The sequence below is a fragment of the Rathayibacter sp. KR2-224 genome (assembly GCF_049446075.1).
GTDB lineage: Bacteria > Actinomycetota > Actinomycetes > Actinomycetales > Microbacteriaceae > Humibacter.
This window is the reverse complement of record NZ_JBMSEB010000001.1, coordinates 1463743-1484417: the sequence shown is the minus strand read 5'-3', so window position 1 is coordinate 1484417 and position 20675 is coordinate 1463743. Positions and strand designations below refer to the sequence as shown.

Genomic DNA, 20675 nt, shown 5'->3' with positions numbered 1-20675 from the left:
CGGGGTTGGACCACGAGACGGCGATTTCGCAAGATCCGCTCAAGCGCGCGCCACGAGCGGCAGAGGAGCCGACGGCGGCAGGCGGTCGCCGGAACGGCGCCCAGAATATTCGTTGCACCCGGTGCTGCCCGGGTCTAGCGTCACCCGTGTCGACCGTCCGGGTCGAGGCGTTTCGGGGCGCTGCGAACGGACGGGCAGTTCGGGGTTGAGGCGTGGCACGGGGTATGCCAACGAGAGCGAACCGGGTCTCTGGTTCGAGAAGCTCTCTCGCGCGCCCTCCACGACTGCGCCGACGACTGGGCCTGGTCTTCGCCGCCGTGATCGCGGCATTCGCCCTCGCCCTTGCACAATCCGTCGTGATCGGAGCGCCGGCACAGGCGTCTTCACCGACAACGCAGCGCACCGTGACCGTGCGCGTGACGCTTCCGCAGGTGTCCGAGCCAGCGCCGGGCCAGGCACAGGCATCCACCTCGCAAGCACCAGCACCGGCGGATGCTTCCACACCGGCACCGCAGACCACGAGCGTGAGCCAGCAGCTCAACCCGTCGATCCTCGCCGCATTGCTCGCAGCACTCGCGAAGGCGCGGCAGCCGGTGACCGCGACCATCACGCAGCAGCCGGCTCAGACGTCGTCGCCGTACGGCTCGAACTGCCACATGACCAACGGCTCGGCACCGACGCAGACACCCACGACCACGGTGGATCCCGCAACCGGCACGGTCACGAGCTCGTCGTCGACGAGCACCTCGAGCAGCACCCTCGTCTGCGGTCCTGGCACCACCGGACCAGCGACGGTCGGCGGTTCGACGCAGACAGGCGGCTCGACGCCGACGCCCACGCCGACGCCGACCCCCACGCCCACGCCCACGCCGACCCCCACTCCGACGCAGACTTCGGACCCCACGCCGACTCCCGACCCGACGTCCACCCCCGACCCCGGATCGAGCAGCACTCCGACACCCACTCCGTCGTCCGGCGACAGCGGCACCGTCATCCACGGCGGCCAGGGGTCATCGCTCGGCACAGGCTTCGCCTTCGACGACACGGGATCTCAGGGCACCGCGACGCAAGACGCCGGAACCCAGTCGACCACTACCCAATCGACCACCGCCCGGGCGACCGACACGCAGTCGGCTCCGGCGTCCGACGGCTCCGCGACGGGCGCCCCCGCACCTGCCGCGTCGAGTTCGGACTCGGGCACGTCTGACTCGGGTGCGTCGGACTCGGGCGCCGCGGCTTCCGGAAGCGACACGTCGACCTCGCCGGCATCGACGCCGGCATCGAGCGACGCTTCGTCGGGTACCGGTGCAGCCGGGTCCAGCGCATCCGGAACGGATGCGACCAGCACGGGCGCTGCTGACTCGGGTACTCCCGATGTGGTGGGCTCCGCAGCCGGAGCATCCGCTGGCGCAGCAGCAACCGGCACCGCGGCCGACGCGGCGAGCACGGCGCAGACGGGCACGGCGGCGAACGGCACGGCAACTGCCGGCGCGGCGGCGACCGGCTCGGCGACGCAGACCGCGGCCGCTGCGTCGACCACGTCCGGCGCGTACACGTACACCGCCGACACGACGAGCGCGGCACACAGCGTTCGGGTCTACGTCGACGGTGCCGACTTCGTGATCGACGACGGCGGGGTGCTCACCAGGGTTCCGCTGAGCTCGCTCGTGTCGGCGAACATCCGCAGTGCAGGCGGCAACGCCATGACGCTGACCATCGACACGTCGGCAGATCCCGTGACGGTGCCGATCACCTTCACCGGCTCGGGCGCCGACACCGTCGCCGTGATCGGGAACAACCTCGACTGGACCGCCGACTCGACCTCGTCCGGCACCGTCGCATCGTCGGGGCTCGCCGGAGTCAGCTACGCGGGGGCGCAGACCATCGTCGCTTCCGGACAGGGCGCGAACCTGCACGGCCCGGCGGCCGACACGACCTGGAACGTCACGGGTCACGGCACCGGCACCATCGCAACGCAGGCCACGGGCACCGCCGCGACGGGTACCAGCTCAGGTAGCGGGGCGGGCCGAGTGCAGAGCTTCAGCGGCTTCACGAACCTGCGTGGGGCATCCGGCAACAAGGACACGTTCGTGTTCTCATCCGCCGGCTCGGTCGACGGCATCGTCGACGGCGGCGCCGGCGGATACGACACGCTCGTCGTGAACGGGAGCGGCGGTCGGGCGGTGTCCACTCCGAGCGACCCGTCGAGCGGCGCCGTCTCGCTCGGCGGAAGCACGATCCGCTACACGGGACTCGAGCCGGTGACCATCACTGGCGTCGCCGACGTGGTGGTCAACCCGTCGACGGCGAACGACACCGTCACGGTCACCTCGGACGGCGCCGGCCACATCATCGTCAGCTCGCCGGCGATGGAAACGCAGACCATCGACATCCCGACCGGATCGCTTACGATCCAGGCGACGGCGAGTGGCATCACCGTCACGGTCACCGGCAACCTGTTCCTGCCGGGCGCCCGCCTCGAGATCGATGCCGCGACGATCACGGTCGCAACCGGCATCACGATCGATACCCGCTCAGGAGCATCCGCCGCCGACGTGATGTTCGCCGCGACGGATGCCGAGACCGGCTCGCCGGCATCGGCTTCCGTCGTCGTCGACGGCGCAACCATCCACGGCAACTCGATCACCTTGACGGCGACGGCGACTCAGACTCCATCGGGAACGCCGGTCGTCGGACAGAACGTGCTGAGCGCGGCATCCACAGCACTCGTCTCCGTGATCGGCGCCGCCGTGCTCGACGCACTCGGAGCCGTGCGGCTCGCGAGCTCGTCGACCGTGACCGCCACCGTCACCTCCACCGGATCCGGTGCCAGCTCGGCGACGGATGCCGCGGTCGCGACCGCGAGCATCGCGAGCACCGCAACGACGCGCGTCAGCGACACGGCGAACGTCACGGCGGGCGGGGCGCTCTCCCTCGTCGCCGCGAACAGCACGACGGTCACCACGACTGCCGATGCGACGGCGGCGACGGCCGGAGCAGGCATCGGCGTGACGAGGGTGACGAGCAACACGGCCGCCTACATCGACAGCGACTCGAGCCTGGGCGTCAGCGCCGGCAGTGTGGACGTCTCCGCCGACTCGGACAATGTGGTCGTCACGGTCGCGAAAGCGAGCCCGGGTGGCGCGACGCAGAACGACTCGTCGCCGGCCAGCAGCACCGATGGCACGGCCAAGGCGCCGGACGGCACGATCGACGTTGCCGGAGCGCTCGCGTACTCCGACGTGCAGCAGTCGACGCACGCCTACATCGCACCCATCGGAGGCGGCCTCGTCATCGCCGTGACCGATGCGAGCGGCCCGGGCGGTGCCTCGCCGATAAACGTGCACGCAGGCAACCGGGGCGGCTCGTCGGCCTCAGCCGACGGCAGCGCTGCCGCGAGCGACCCGAACGGCGTCGGCGTCGCCGTCGCGGTCAACCACGTCGACGCAACGACCGACGCACACATCTCGGGCACCACGTTCTCGGCACCCGCGGCGACCACGCCAACGGTGAACGTCGAGGCGATCACCAAGCCGGCGGCCGACGGCGCGACGAACACCTTCGGTGCGAGCGCGACATCAGGTGCAGGCGGGGCGCAGGACGTCGGAGTGGCCGGGGCGGTCGCCATCAACGTGGTGACGCTGAACACGACGGCTCAGGTAGCGGCAGGCGGCGGTCCCGTCTCGTTCAGCGGAACCGGTCAGGCGGCAGACATCGCACTTGTGGCGCGCTCGAACGACACCAACACGGCCAAGGCAGCACCAGGCACGGACGCGGGAGGTGCGGCGACCGGGATCGGGGCATCCGTCGCGCTCAACGTGATCAACGACACCACGGCGGCCGGGCTCGCCACGGGCTCGGCCCTGAACGGTGCTCACAACCTGACCATCGCGGCGGATGCCGCGTCGCCGGCCACGACCGAAGCGCACGGCGGCGCGTTCTCCGCCGACGTCGCCTTGGCCCCGGTGTACGCACTGACCACGTCGAACGTGACGACGACGGCCGACAGCCAGTCCGGTCCCGCACTCGTGCTCACTGGCGACTACACCGCGACAGCCCACCAGGTGGCGAGCGTGTCGACCACCGCGACCGGCGAGGCGCAGGGCGACGGCGCACTCGGCGTCGCGGTCGCACAGACGTACGCCAACCACCTCGTGCAGGCGACGACTCATCGCGATGTGACGGCGGCCGGCACGTTCAGCCTGACCGCAGACGGGGCATCGGCCGTCGTCACGACGGCGACCGCGTCGAGCACGGGAGCCGCGGGAACGAATGCCGCGCAGCATCCCTCACCCGCAACGCTCGCCACCGGGGCACGCACCTTCGCCGATTCCGAAGCGCCCGCCACGGGCGGCGCGCTGCCGGGCGGCGCCGGTGGAAGCGGCGACAGCCCGGGACCGGGCCAGCCCGCGACACCGGCCGGAACCGTGAGCGTTGCCGCCGCCGTCTCGATCACCGTGCACAGCGCGGGCGCCGACGCATCGGTGGACGGCGTCACCATCATCGCCAACGGAGTGAGCCTGGCCGCGACGGACAACGTGTCCGTTGCGACGAGCGCGTCGGGCGGACCGTCGACCCGCGCACCTCCGGGCGGCGGAACGAGCATCGCGGCAGCCGTCGCGATCACGCTCGCCGACATCGCCGTCACAGCGAACGTCGGACCGGCCAGCACCATCCAATCCACCTCCCTCACCCTCACAGCAGGCGTCGGCCCCACCAACGCCTCAGGAACCGCCGACAGCACCGACCGCATCGCCACCACAGCCACAGCAGGCGCAGGCAGCGGCGGCACACTCGGGGTCGCAGGATCCGTCGCCATCCAGTCCGCGACGATCACCACCTCGGCCTCCCTCCTCTCCAACGGCACCGGCGCAGCAGCCACCGGGCCGAGCGTGAGCCTCACGGGCGCCTTCTCCGCCCAGGCATCCGCAGTCGTCGCCTCGACCGTCTCGGCACTCATGGCCGACACCGGATCGGGCACGCCCACCACGGGCATCGGCGCATCGTTCGCCCTCGCACTGCAGAACGACACCACGACGGCCGCCATCGGCGACGGCGCCACCGTCACGGGAGCCACCGACGTCACGGTGGGGGCGACCACCTCAGACGGCGTCACCGCCGTCGCGAACGACGGTGCAGCATCCACCGGCGTCTCGGTCGCGCCGTTCTCAGCGGTCGTCACGGCCAACGTCACGACCACCGCATCGCTTGGCAGCGGCTCACCGCTCACCGCGTCGGGCACCATCGCGATCTCCGCCCAGCAGCAGACGACGGCATCCGCGACGGCCAGCGGCACCGTGCAGGGCGGCGCAACAGCCGCAGTCGGAGCTGGGCTTGCGCTCGTCATCGCCGACGACATCGTGACCGCCCGCGTTGCGCGGTCGGTGACGGCCGCTTCGATCTCGCTCACCGCGACAGGACTCGCCGCGAACACGGCGAGTTCGACGGCATCGACTTCTGGCGCACCGGCCGGGTCGGGCGGGGCAGGCACCGGGGTCGACACGAGCGTGACGGATGCCAAGGGTTCGGCTGCTCAGCTCGCCACCGACACCGGCAACGCCGGCCCTGCCGCCACCGCGGCGCCGAGCGCATCGACATCGCAGGGCGGAGTGGATGCCGCGGCGGCGATCGCGGTCGTCGTCGCGACGCCCACCGCGAAGGCATCAGTGGACGGGGCAGGCGTCGTGCTCAGCGCGACCGGCGCAGTGACGATCGCGTCTGCACAGAACGCGGACGCCACGACCACCGCAGACGGCTCCGCCGTCTCGACCGCGGATCTCGTGATCGGCGCGGCCGTCGCGATCGCGCTGCTGCATGCCGTGAACGACGCAGAGCTGCCCGTTGGCGACTCAGTGCATGCCGGCTCGCTCACGGTCTCGGCCACCGTGGCGGCCGACGGCAGCAATACCGGATCGACCGTGACCGCGCAGGCGACGAGCGGCGCGGGCGGCGGCAGCGTCTCGCTCGCCGGCTCGCTTGCGCTCGCGGTCGTGACACCGACCACGACGGCAGCGGTCGCAGGAGACGTGACGCTGACCGGTGGGAACCTCGTGGTGACGGCAGCCAGTGCCGTGACCTCGAGTGTGAAGGCGCAGCCGACGTCGGGAGGTGTGACGGCGACGAAGGCGGGTGTGGGGGCATCGGTCTCGCTCGACGTGGTCACCGACACGACGGCTGCGACGGTCGCAGGGAGCGTGACGGGCGTGGGGGGCGCCACGCTCTCTGCGACCACGGCTGACGCGGCGAAGGCCGAGGCGAAGTCTGGATCCGCGGGCGGCGGAGCGGCAGTTGCGCCCGCCGTCGCCATCGTGCTCGCGACCGTCGGCACGTCGGCCGCGGTGCTCGCCGGTTCCACGATCTCGACTGCCGGTTCGTTCCAGGCATCGGCCACGCAGAACGCCTCGGCCACCACGGCGGCGGGTTCCGCCGTTTCGGATGCCTCGTCTGCGGCGGTCGGCGTGAGCCTCGCCCTCACGATCGCGAACGACACGGTCACGGCCACGACGGCTCGGTCGCTGCAGGCCGGCGGAGACCTGACGTTGAAGGCATCCGGCATCGCCGCCTCGTCGTCACAGGCCACCGCCTCAGCGGCCGGTGCGCCCGACAACGGGAGCAGCGCAGGCGGCGCGGGCGGGTCCGGCGTGGACGACCAGGCGACCGCGCAGCGCGGTTTCGCCGACACGACGGCCGAGGACAACGGCGGCGCGAAGTCGGACTCCACAGCAACGCCGTCGGCGTCGACGAGCGACGGCGGCGTGAACGTGGCGGCGGCCGTGGCCATCGTGCTCGGCGAGTCCACGTCGAGCGCGGGCATCGACCCGGCCGTGACTGGTGCGGACCTCTCTGCCGTCGGGGCGGTCACTCTCGCATCCAGCGCGAACACCGATGCGTCGTCGTCAGCCGACGGCTCGGCCGTGGCCGCCGGTACCGCGTCCATCGGCGCGGGAGTCGCCATCACGTACGCGCACGTCGTCAACCACGCCGTACTGCCGGCCGGTGACAGCATCCACGCGCACTCGGCCACCGTCTCTGCGACCATGACGGCCAACGGTGCGGATGCCACGCACACCTTCGCCTCTCAAGCTGCGAGCGGCGCCGGCGGTGGCAAGGTCTCGGTGGCTGGGTCGCTCGCGCTCGCGACCCTGAGCTTCGACACCCTCGCCGAGGTCGCAGGTGCGGTCGCACTGACCGGCGGTGACGCGGTCGTGACCGCCGCCAGTGACTCGGCCTCCACCGTGAAGGCCGAGCCCGTAGGGGCAGGCGTGAGTGGCGGGACCGTCGGGGTGGGCGCATCCGTCGCCCTCGACCTCATCGGCGACAGCACCATCGCACGCATCGCGGACGGCGGCGACATCACGGGGTCGAACGGCATCACGTTGACGGCGACCGCGAAGGATGCCGCCACCACCGAGGCGAAGATGGGCACGTCCGGCGGCGGAGTCACCGCCTCGCCTGCGGTCGCCGTGACGCTCACGAACGTGACCACGTCGGCCGAGGCCGGCTCGCTCGGCGGCACGACGTCGCTCACCGGTAACTTCAGCGCGACGGCGTCGCAGACGGCGACCGCGACGACGACGGCCGGAGCCGTCGCCACCGGCGCGTCGACGGCCGCCGTCGGCATCGGGGTGGCGCTGACCATCGCGAACGACACGGTGCTGGCGCGCGCGGCGCGCAGCATCGGCGCAGGCGGGAACATCACGCTCGCGTCGACCGGGCTCTGGTCGTCCGCGGCGCAAGCGACGGCCTCGGCAGGAGGGGCGAGCGACACCAGCGGCAGCAGCACGCAGTCGGGCGTCGACGACCAGGTGTCGACACAGCGCGCCTTCGCGGGTCAGACCGCGGAGGCGGGCGGCGCGGCGAGCGGACCAACCCCCACAGGAACGTCCGCCACGCCGTCGGCAGCAACCTCAGGCGGCAAGGTCGACGTCGCCGCCGCGGTGGCGATCGTGGTCGCCACCCAGTCGTCGGCTTCCACAGTGCTCGACACGGTTCCCGGCATCACGCTCACGGCAGCCGGCACCGTCGCCCTGACCTCGGCACAGAACGCGGATGCCTCGACGACGGCGGACGGCTCGGCCGTCAGCGGGGGAGCGGCCGCGGTCGGTGCCGCCGTTGCGATCACGCTCGCGAACGTCACGAACACAGCCTCGCTGCCGCAGAACGCCGCGGTGCACGCGAGCGCGTTGACGCTGTCGGCGACGGAGGCGGTCAACGGGGCCGACACGACGTCCGCCTACACGGCCCAGTCCACAAGCGGCGCGGGCGGCGGGAAGGTCTCCGTCGCCGGATCCCTCGGGCTCGTGATCGTCAACCAGACCACCAACGCGACCCTCGCCGGCACCGCACAACTGACCGGAGGCGATCTCGCGCTGACCGCAGGGAGCGCTGCGACCACCACCGTGCAAGCGCTGCCGACAGGCGGAGGCGTGTCGGCGTCGAATATCGGTGTCGGAGCATCCGTGGCACTCGCGATCGTGACGGATGCCACCTCTGCGGCCGTCGCCGACGGTTCGACGTCGAGCGGAGCCGCGAACCTCACGCTCGCGGTCAACGCGACGGATGCCGCCACCACGACCGCGACGATGGGTGCTTCGGGAGGCGGCGTAGCGGTCGCACCCGCCGTGGCCGTCACGCTCTCCACGGTCACGACAACGGCGACGATCGGCACGGGCGCCCTCGTGCAGTTGAGTGGGGCACTGTCGGCCACCGCCAACCAGAGCGCTTCGGCCGGCACGACGGCCGGGTCCGCCGTGAGCGGGGCGTCTTCCGCTGCGGTCGGCATCGGGCTCGCCCTCACCATCGCGAACCACACCGTGACAGCGAGCGCGTCACGCTCCGTCACGGCGGGCGGCGCAATCTCGCTCACGGCATCCGGCATCTCCTCGTCGGCCGCGCAGGCCACGGCGTCCGCGGCAGGCGCCAAGGAGGACGGGTCGGGCACGCCGAGTGTCGACGACCAGGTGAAGGGCGAGCGGCAGAACGCCGACCAGGTGGCCACGCAGAACGGCGGTGCGGCATCCGGCGGAACGTCGACGCCGAGCGCGTCGACGTCGCAGGGCAAGGTCAACGTGGCCGCGGCCGTCGCGGTCGTCGTCGCCAGTGTGAAGTCCACCTCGACGGTGCTCGGTGCGGTCGTACTCACAGCCGGCGGCGCAGTGACCCTGGCGTCGAGCCAGAACACGGATGCCGGCACGACAGCAGACGGTTCGGCCGTCGGCGGATCCACCGCCAACATCGGCGCCGCAGTCGCCATCACGCTCGCGAACGTCGACAACAAGGCCGAACTGCCGACGGGCGCCGCCGTGCACGCGCACGAACTCATCGTGAGCGCAACGGAGACCCCAGCCGGCGTCGACGTCACGAGCACGTACGGGGCGCAGTCCACGAGCGGCGCGGGCGGCGGCAAGCTCTCCGTCGCGGGATCCCTCGCGCTGGCCGTCGTCAACCAGCACACGGATGCCACGCTCACGGGAAGCGTGACGCTCGCGTCAGGCGACGCGACGCTCACGGCCGGCAGTGCGGCATCCAGCACCGTGAAAGCCGAGCCGACGCCGGGCGGAGTCGTGGCGACGAGCGTCGGCTTCGGCGCCTCGGTCGCCCTCAACCTGGTAACCGACACGACGACGACGACGCTCGCGGGCGACATCATGGGCGCACGGAACGTCACACTGACCAGCACGGCGACCGACGACGCGGTGACCGAGGCGAAGATGGGGGCCTCTGGGGGAAGCGTCACGGCAACCCCGGCCGTCGCCGTCACGCTCTCCACGGTGACCACGACGGTGCAGATTACGTCAGGGGCTGCTCCGCTCTCCCTCTCCGGCGCGTTCGCCGCGACCGCGACACAGCACGCGACGGCATCCACTGCGGCAGGTGCCGTGGCGTCCGGGTCGAGCACGGCCGCCGTCGGTGTCGGACTCGCGCTCACGCTTGCCGACCATGGCGTGAGCGCGACCACCGCGCGTTCGATCACCGCAGGCGGCGATCTCGCACTGAACGCCTTCGGCACGTCGTCCACCACCGCACAGGCGACTGCTTCGGCAGGCGGCGCGGCCGGCGAGCAGAGCTCCGGCGGCAGCGACGGCAGCGGCAACGCCGGCGGAGGGGTCGACACACTCGTCAGTGGAGAGCGCACGAACGCGGACCACACCGCGGCGCAGAACGGCGGCACCCCCTCGAACGACACGGCGCCGCCGAGCGCCTCCACCTCGGGCGGCAAGGTCGACGTCGCAGCGGCGATCGCGGTCGTGGTCGCGACCGTGACGGCGACAGCGACGGTGGTCGGGACGGGAATCGCCCTCAACGCGGGAGGCACGGTCACGCTGGCGTCGTCGCAGAACACCGACGCGGCATCCACGGCGGACGGCTCGGCGGTCGGCGGGTCGAGCGCGAACATCGGCGCGGCGGTCGCCATCACGCTCGCGAACGTCGCGAACACGGCCCAGTTGCCGACGGGTGACACGGTCGAGGCGCACGACCTGGTCGTCTCCGCCACCGAGACGACGAACGGAGCGGATGCCGTCAGCACGTACGGCGCACAGTCCACCTCGGGCGCCGGCGGCGGCAACATCTCGGTCGCCGGATCGCTCGCCCTCGCCGTGATCAACCAGCACACGCTGGCCGAACTGGACGGCAGCGTGGCCCTCACCGGCGGGGACGCGAGCATCACGGCCGGCAGCGTCGCGGCATCCACAGTGAAGGCCGAGCCCACGGGCGGCGGCGTGGTCTCGACCAACGTCGGAGTCGGGGCGTCCGTCGCGCTTGATCTCGTGACCGACACCACGACCGCTCAGCTGAGCGACGGCATTGCGATCACGGGCGCCCGCAACGTGAGCCTCACCGCCACGGCGAAGGATGACGCGCTCGCCGACGCGAAGATGGGCGCGGCAGGCGGCAGCGTCGCCATCACGCCGGCCGTCGCCGTCACACTCTCGACCGTCACGACGTCGATCGTCGTCGGCACGTTCGGCGGCGCCCTGTCGCTGAGCGGCACCTTCACCGGGGAGGCGACGCAGAACGCATCGGCGAGCACGAGTGCTGGGGCCGCGGCATCCGGTGCAAGCAGCGCCGCCGTCGGCGTGGGCCTGGCGCTCACCGTCTCCAACCACACCGTGAGCTCCACCACCGCCCGGTCCATCGCCGCGGGCGGGGACATCGCGCTGAGCGCGACCGGGGCGTCGGCATCTTCCGCCGACGGGCAGGCCTCGGCGGGCGGCGCCCCGGAGAACGCCGCGGACGGGTCAGGCGGAGCAGGCAGCGGCGGGGCTGCGGGAGCCGGCGTCGACCAGCAGGTGCAGAAGGAACGCGGCAACGCCGATGTGACGGCGGAGGCGAGCGGCGGCGAGGGCTCCGGCGCCACGACGACGCCCAGCGCCACGACCTCGAGCGGCAAGGTCAACGTCGCTGCGGCCATCGGCATCGTGGTCGCGACCGTGAGATCGACGGCCACCATCGCAGGCACCGGCCTCGCGCTGACCGCGGTCGGCACCGTGACCCTCGCATCCAGCCAGAACACCGATGCCGCCTCGACGGCTGACGGGTCGGCATCGCAGGGCGCGACCGCCACCATCGGCGCCGCCGTCGCCATCACGCTCGCCGACGTGACGAACCAGGCAATCCTCCCAGCGGGCGACACGGTCACCGCCCATGCGCTCACAGTGTCGGCCACCGAGACGGTTGTGCCGGGCGCGGGCGGAACGGATGCCGTCAGCACCTACGGCGCACAGGCCACCTCGGGTGCGGGCGGAGGCAAGGTCTCTGTCGCGGGGAGCCTCGGACTCGCCGTCGTCAACCAGGACACGCTGGCGGAGCTGGCCGGGAACGTGACGCTGTCGGGCGGCGACGCCACCGTGACGGCAGGCAGCACGGCATCCAGCACCGTGAAGGCAGAGCCTGCGGGCGCAGGCGTCTCGTCGACGAGCGTCGGGGTCGGTGCGTCCGTTGCGCTGAACCTCATCACCGACACCGCCCGCGCGGCGCTGGACGACGGCATCTCGCTCGCCGGTGCACGCACCATCACACTCAGCGCGACGGCCACGGACGACGCCGTCACCGAGGCGAAGATGGGCGCCGCGGGTGGCAAGGTTGGCATCGCCCCTGCCATCGCGATCACCCTCTCGACCGTCACGACGACCGCCGTGATCGGAACCCTCGGCGCCGGCCTCAACGCCGGCGGCGACGTGACCGCCGCGGCCACCCAGCGCGCGTCGGCGAACACGACGGCCGGAGCGGCGGTCAGTGGCGCGGCAACGGCAGCCGTCGGCGTTGGTCTCGCACTCACGATTTCGAACCACACGGTGAGCGGAACGACAGCCCGCACGATCACGGCCGGCGGTGACATCACGTTGAGCGCATCCGGCGTCTCCTCGTCGACCGCAGCGGCGCAGGCATCGGCATCGGGTGCGCCAGACGATGATGCGGCCGGCGCGGGGAGCGACAACCAGAGCGACGGCGTCGACCAGCAGGTGCAGAAGGAGCGCACGAACGCCGACACCACGGCAACGGACAACGGTGGAGACGCATCCGGTGCCACGCCGACGCCGAGCGCGACGACGTCGACGGGCAAGGTGAACGTGGCCGCAGCCGTCGCCGTCGTCGTCGCAACCGTGCGATCCAGCGCCACGATCGTGGGCACGGGCATCACCCTCAACGCTGTCGGCACCGTGACGCTCGCTTCGAGCCAGAACACGGATGCCAGCTCGAACGCAGACGGCTCAGCCTCCGGGGGTGCGACGGCCACCATCGGCGCAGCCGTCGCCGTCACCTCCGCCGACGTGACCAACACCGCCCAGCTGCCCGCCGGCGACACCGTGCACGCGCGCTCACTCGTCGTCTCGGCGACCGAGACGGCGACACCGGACGGCGCAGGCGGCACGGATGTCACCAGCACGTACGGCGCGCAGTCCACGTCGGGCGCGGGCGGCGGCAAGGTGTCCGTCGCGGGATCCTTCGCGCTCTCCGTCGTAAACCAGCAGACCCTGGCCGACCTCGCCGGGACGGTAACGCTGACCGGCGGCGACGCGACCGTGACGGCCGGCAGCGCGGCATCCACCACGGTGAAGGCCGAACCGACCGGCGGCGGCGTGAGCGCCACGAACGTGGGGGTGGGGGCATCCGTCGCGATCGCCCTGATCGAGGACGACACGACGGCGCGACTGGACGACGGGATCGCCATCACGGGCGCACACAACATCGTCCTGACTGCCGGCGCCGTCGATGATGCCGTGGTCGAGGCGAAGATGGGCGCGGCCGGCGGGAAGGTCGACATCGCGCCGGCGGTCGCGATCGACCTGTCGAACGTGACGACGCAGGCGACGATCGGCACCTTCGGTGGCACGCTGGCGCTGAGCGGCGACTTCACGGCGTCGGCGACACAGAAGGCGTCGGCATCGTCGAACGCCGGCTCCGCGGTTACCGGCGGCACCAGCGCGGCAGTCGGAGTTGGCCTCGCACTCACCATCGCGAACCACACGGTCACGGGCAGCACGGCGCGCAGCATCGACGCGGGTGGAAACATCACGCTGAGCGCATCGAGCGTGTCGGCGAGCTCCGCATCTGCCTCGGCGTCGGCATCCGGCGCACCGGAGAACGGCGCGGACGGCTCGGGCGGTGCGGGCACAGGTGGCGGGGCGGGAACGGGCGTCGACAGCCAGGTGAAGGGCCAGCGCGACTTCGCCGACACCTCGGCAACGGCCAACGGCGTGAAGGGCAGCGGAGGCGCGAGCACGCCGAAGGCGACCACGTCAGACGGCGGCGTCAACGTCGCAGCCGCCATCGGGATCGACCTCGCGACGGTGACGGCGACCGCGACGATCGTCGGCGCCGGGCTCGACCTCACGGCCGGCGGCACGATGACGCTCGCCTCGAGCCAGAACACGGATGCTGCCAGCTCGGCAGACGGCTCGGCCACCCAGGGCGGCACCGCCAACATCGGCGCCGGCGTGGCCGTCACGCTGGCGGATGTCACGAACTCCGCGATCCTGCCGCAGACCGACACCGTGCACGCGCACGCGCTCATGGTTTCGGCCACCGAGACGGTCGACGGAGCGGATGTCACGAGCACGTACGGCGCACAGTCCGTTAGCGGCGCAGGCGGCGGCAAGGTCTCCGTCGCCGGTTCGTTCGCTCTCGCCGTCGTGAACCAGCAGACCACGGCCGAGCTGAAGGGCGTCGTCACACTGACCGGCGGCGACGCGACGGTGACGGCGGGCAGCGTGGCGTCCACCACAGTGAAGGCCGAGCCGACCACGGGTGGTGTGACGTCCACGAACGTCGGTGTCGGAGCATCCGTCGCAATCGCCCTGATCGAGGACGACACCACGGCGGCGCTCGACGACGGCATCGCTCTCACCGGCGCACACGACATTTCCCTGACGGCCAGCGCCCGTGACGACGCGGTGGTCGAAGCCAAGATGGGCGCGGCCGGCGGCAAGGTCGACATCGCTCCCGCCGTCGCGATCGCGCTGTCGAACGTGACCACAACGGCTGGGCTGGGAACGTTGGGCGGATCGATCCAGCTCAGCGGTTCTCTCACCATGGGCGCGACCCAGAACGCATCGGCGTCGACGACCGCAGGCTCGGTCGTCACCGGCGGCACGAGCGCCGCCATCGGCGTCGGCCTCGGCCTCACGATCGCGAACCACACCGTCAGCTCGACGACGGCGCGAAGCGTCAACGCGGGCGGCGACGTCACACTGAGCGCGACGAGCGTGTCCGACACCTCGGCAGCGGCGTCGGCGTCAGCGGCCGGCGCACCGGAGAACGGTACGGACGGCTCCGGCGGCGCGGGCACCGGCGGCGGTGCGGGCGGCGGCGTCGACAGTCAGGTGAAGGGGCAGCGCGACTTCGCCGACACCTCTGCGGCAGACAACGGGGTGAAAGGGTCGGGGGCGGCTAGCACGCCGAAGGCGACCACGTCGGACGGCGGTGTGAACGTCGCAGCAGCCATCGCGATCGACCTCGCCACGGTGAAGGCGACCGCCACGGTCCTCGGCACGGGGCTCGACCTCACGGCGGCCGGCACTGTCACGTTGGCCTCCAGTCAGAACACGGATGCCGCGACCACCGCCGACGGGTCCGCTTCGCAGAGTGGTACGGCCACGATCGGCGCCGCCGTCGCGATCACGCTCGCCGACGTCACGAACGCTGCGATCCTGCCCGCCTCCGACACTGTTCACGCGCACGGCCTGACGGTGACGGCGACCGAGACCACGACACCAGACGGCGCAGGCGGCACGGATGCCACGAGCACGTACGGCGCACAGTCCACCTCGGGCGCGGGCGGCGGCAAGGTGTCGGTAGCGGGATCGTTCGCATTGGCGGTCGTGAACCAGGAGACGACGGCACGGCTGTCCGGAACGGTGACGCTCACAGGCGGGGACGTCGCCGTGACGGCGGCCAGCGTGGCATCCACCACGGTGAAGGCCGAGCCGACCCCCGGCGGCGTGACCGCGACGAGCGTCGGCGTCGGCGCATCCGTCGCGCTCGGGCTCATCGAAGACGACACCACGGCGCGGCTCGACGATGGCATCGCCATCACCGGCGCACGCAACATCGCCTTGACGGCGAACGCCAGAGACGACGCCGTCGTCGAGGCGAAGATGGGTGCCGCGGGCGGCAAGGTCGACATCGCACCGGCGGTCGCGATCGACCTGTCCAACGTCACGACCCTGGCGGCGATCGGCACGTTCGGCGGCGCGCTCGTGCTCACGGGCGACTTCACGGCATCCGCGACGCAGAAGGCATCGGCATCCTCGAACGCGGGAGCCGTGGTCAGCGGCGGCACGAGCGCGGCAATCGGGGTGGCGCTCGGACTCACCATCGCCAACCACACCGTCACGGGCAGCACGGCACGCAGCATCAACGCGAGTGGGAACATCACGCTCGGCGCGTTCAGCGTCTCGGCGTCGTCCGCCGGGGCGCAGGCCTCCGCTTCCGGCTCGCCGGAGAACAGCACAGACGGTTCGGGCGGCGCCGGCACGGGCGGCGGAGCAGGCACGGGCGTCGACAGTCAGGTGAAGGGTCAACGTGACTTCGCCGACACCTCGGCCACCGACAACGGCGTGAAGGGCACCGGCGCCGCGAGCACGCCGAAGGCCACCACCTCGCAGGGCGGCGTGAACGTCGCTGCCGCCATCGGCATCGACCTCGCCACGGTCACGGCGACGGCCGCCATCGTGGGCATCGGCATCGACCTGCTCGCGGGCGGGACTGTCACCCTCGCCTCGAGCCAGAACACGGATGCCGCCAGCGCGGCAGACGGCTCGGCCGCCCAGGGCGGCGCGGCGACGATCGGTGCCGGCGTCGCCATCACACTCGCGGATGTCACGAACGCGGCGATCCTGCCGCAGACCGACACCGTGCACGCGCACGCGCTCACGGTCTCGGCCACCCAGACGGTCGACGGAGCGGATGCCACGAGCACGTACGGCGCGCAGTCCGTCAGCGGCGCGGGCGGCGGCAAGGTCTCGGTCGCCGGTTCGTTCGCTCTCGCCGTCGTGAACCAGCAGACCACGGCCGAGCTGAAGGGCGTCGTCACACTGACCGGCGGCGACACGACAGTGACGGCGGGCAGCGTGGCGTCCACCACAGTGAAGGCCGAGCCGACCACGGGTGGCGTGACGTCCACGAACGTCGGCGTCGGAGCATCCGTCGCACTGAGCCTCATTCAAGACGACACGACCGCGATGCTCGACGACGGCATCGCCCTGACCGGCGCACACGACATCGCACTGACCGCCACGGCCCGTGACGACGCCGTGACCGAGGCGAAGATGGGCGCAACGGGCGGCAAGGTGGCCATCGCTCCCGCCGTCGCCATCACGCTCTCGAACGTGACGACGAAGGCCCGCGTCGGATCCCTCGCGGCACCCATCCAGCTGGCAGGAAGCCTGAGCGCACAGGCGTCGCAGATCGCGAGCGCCGCCAGCACCGCAGGCGCGGTGACCGGAGGAGCGTCCACCGCGGCAGTCGGCATCGGGCTGGGCCTCACCATCGCCAACCACACGGTCACAGGCACAACGGACCGAAGCATCGTCGCGGGCGGCGACGTCACGCTCGGCGCGTCCAGCGTGTCGTCGTCGGCGGCGGGCGCGCAGGCATCCGCCTCCGGTGCTCCAGAGTCGAGCGGGTCATCCGGTTCGGGCGGCAGCGGCGTCGACGACCAGGTACAGGGTCAGCGCACGTTCGCAGACACCTCGGCGACCGACAACGGCGTCTCGGGCTCAGGCACGATGGCGACGCCGAGCGCAGACACCAGCGGCGGCAAGGTGAACGTCGCGGCAGCCATCGCCATCACGGTCGCGACCGTCACCGCGACGGCCACCATCGAACACGACGGCCTCGACATCACCGCAATCGGCACCGTCACGCTGGCCTCGAGCCAGAACACTGATGCCTCCACCACCGCCGACGGATCAGCGTCGCGTGGAACGACGGCCACTGTGGGCGCCGCCGTCGCCATCACGCTCGCCAACGTCGCGAACACCGCGCAGCTGCCCGTCGGCGACACCATCCACGCGCACGCCCTCATCGTCTCGGCCACGGAGACCGTGACGCCCGACGGCGCCGGCGGAACGGATGCCACGAGCACGTACGGCGCGCAGTCCGCGTCGGGCGCAGGCCAGGGCAAGATCTCGGTCGCCGGATCCTTCGCCCTCGCGGTGGTCAAACAGGTGACGCTCGCCGAACTGTCGGGCGTCGTCACCCTCACGGGCGGCGATGTGGCGATCACGGCGGGCAGCAACGCGACGAGCACCGTGAAGGCCGAGCCCACGCCCGGTGGAGTGAGTGCCAGCGATGTGGGCATCGGAGCATCCATCGCCCTGAACCTCGTCACCGACACCACGACCGCGCTGCTCGACAACGGCATCACGGTGACAGGTGCACGCAACTTCACGATCACGGCCACCGCAGGCGACATCGCGACGACCGAGGCGAAGATGGGCGCGCAGGGCACGGGCAGTGCCAAGGTCGCTGTCACGCCGGCCATCGCCATCACCATCTCCAACGTCGTCACCTCGGCCAGCATCGGAACCTCCGCCCTCGGCGGCCTCGTCATCACCGGCGACTTCGCGGCGGATGCCGCGCAGACCGCTGGTGCGACGAGTTCGGCGGGAGCGGTCGCGGCCGGCGGGTCGTCCGCATCCGTGGGCATCGCGCTCGGCCTCAACCTCGTCACGCACACCGTGACGAGCACGACGGGACGCGACATCACGGCAGGCGGCTCGATCACATTCCAGGCCTACGGCTCGTCCGCCGACGGGGCGTCGGCGAGCGCTTCGGCAAGCGGCGCCCCTGGCAAGAGCGATCCCAACGCGCCATCTGGGGACGTCGACAAGCAGGCGCAGGACCAGCGCGACTTCGCCTCGACGACCGCCGTCAAGTACAACGGGCAAGGTGCGAACGGCAGCGCCAACCCGTCCGCGTCCACCTCGGACGGCAAGGTCGCCGTGGCTGCCGCCATCGCCATCAACGTCGCCGACGTCACGGCCATGGCCACTCTGCCGGACGGCCTCACGCTCGTCGCAGGCGGCGCCGTCGCACTGCGCAGCTCCGAGAACGTCGACGGCATCGTCAAGGCGGACGGCACGGCGGTTCAGGCGCAGGATGTCGGGATCGGAGCGGCTGTCGCACTCAACCTGGTCGCGCTCGTCAACAAGGCGTACCTGGGCGACCACACCACCGTGACCGGCAACGGCTTCGCCGAGACGGCGACCATGACGAACGTCAGTGGCGACACCACCCACACGTTCACCGCCGAAGCGGATGCCGGCGCGGGCTCGAAAGACATCGGCGTCGCCGGCGCGGTCGCGCTGAACCTCGTCACCGACAACACCGAGGCGTACGTGCCGGGCACCGCTGTCGTGCACGCAGGCACCGGGGACGTCACGCTGAGCGCACAGAACCTGCGCACCGACTCCGCGAAGGCGAAGGCGGATGCCTCGATCGGCGGCGGAGGCAAGGTCGGCATCGGCGCGTCGGTCGCCATCAACGTGCTCACGACCAACCTCACAAGGGCAGAGGTCGTGGATGGCGCCGTGCTCACCGGCGGCGCGAATGTCACGCTCAACGCAACGAGCTCGGACCCGGTGACCAACGTGGTGACCGCGGGCTCGGCCGGCAGCAGCGTCGCCGTGAGCCCCGCGGTCGGCATCAACATCGTCTCCCCGGTCACGATCGCCCGGCTCGGGGTCGCCCCGACCGGCGCAGGTAGCGGTGGAACGGGTACGGGCGGTCTGGTCGCAACGGGCGCCGTGCTCATCTCGGCGACGCACACCGGTTCGGCGTCCGTGCAGGGCGACGCGAACGCGGCGGGCGACGGCGTCGCGGTCGGAGCCGTCATCGCGCTGAACATCCTCACCGCGACGACGACGGCGACCACGATGCGCGACGTGACGGGCGCCTCCGTCGTGCTCACGGCATCCAGCAGCGAGGCCGGCTCGGCGCAGGCCACGGCGAGCGCGCAGGGCTCGTCGAAGGGCACGGGCGGTAACTCGGACTCGCAGGCGAGCGACCAGCTGAACGGCACGCCGAGCACCTCGGGCAAGACGGGAACGTTGCCCTCCTCCAGCAGCACCGTGAGCAACGCGAACGGGCAGGCGAGCGGCCAGTCCGGCCAGTCCGGCCAGGGCGTCGGCGTGGGCGCGGCCGTCACAGTCAACTGGGTGGTCGTCACCACGACCGCCATGGTCGCCGACCACCTCACGATCGCGGCGACGGGTGCCGTGGTCGTAGCAGCATCCAACACGGTCGACGCCACGGCGAAGTCCATCGGCACCGCGCTCAAGCTCAACAGCACGAACATCGGCGCTGCCGTCGGACTCAACGTTGCCACCGTCACGGTCACGGGTTCGATCGGCGCGGGCGACCACGTCACAGGCGGCAGCGTCTCGGTGCAGGCCATCACTCCGGCGGGCGCCGAGAACGACTTCGTGGTCTGGGGCCTGTCGGCCGCGGGTGGCGACGGCGAGGCATCCGTCGCGGGCTCGGTGGGCGTGCAGGTGGTCGACTACGAGACGACAGCCGTCATCGGCGCCGGTTCAACGGTCGGCTCGGCCGGAGGCATCGCGGTGCAGGCGAGCAACCCCATGGGCCTGCAGAACATCGCTGCAGCAGGCGGGGTGTCGCTCGACGGCGCAGGCGTCGGCGCCGCCATCGCTGTCAACGTGCTCACAATCCCGACGCTCGCCTACATCGACTCCAGCGCGAGCGCACCGACCGTGATCGACGCGGGCGGCGCCATCCTCGTCACCTCCGGCGCCGGGATCGTCGCGCTCGTCGTACCCGGCATCCCCAAGCTCTCCATCGCCGTCACGAGCGTCGCCGTCGCAGGCGGGGCGGGCACGAGCAGCGTGGCGATCGGCGGATCCGTCATCGTCGACATCGTCGACCTCACGACGCGCGCCTACATCGCAGGGCACGCCGCCATCAACCAGAACGTGCCGGTGAACGCAGCGCAGTCCATCACGCTCAGCGCACAGGATGCCACGCAGTTCGTCGAGCTCGCCGGCGCCATCGCCCTCACCGCAGGCGAGGTCGGCATCGGCCTCGGACTCGTCGTGGTCGTCTTCGACAAGGATGTCCGCGCCTACCTCGGCGACGCCGTCACCGCCCGATTCGGTGGCTCCGTCTCCATCACGGCCACCGCGACCGAGTCGTTCACGGCTCTCGCCGCG

At 71.7% G+C, this 20675-nt stretch carries 1 protein-coding gene (running past one end of the window); it reads left to right on the top strand.

What is annotated here, in order from left to right; translation table 11 throughout:
• Positions 1-224 precede the first annotated feature (224 nt).
• Positions 225-20675 carry the 5' portion of a beta strand repeat-containing protein gene (locus tag ACO2Q7_RS06740; protein WP_423354838.1) on the top strand. Its footprint extends 12738 nt past the window's final position, so the window shows 20451 of its 33189 coding nt (coding positions 1-20451); it begins with the start codon at positions 225-227; its stop codon lies off the right edge, out of view.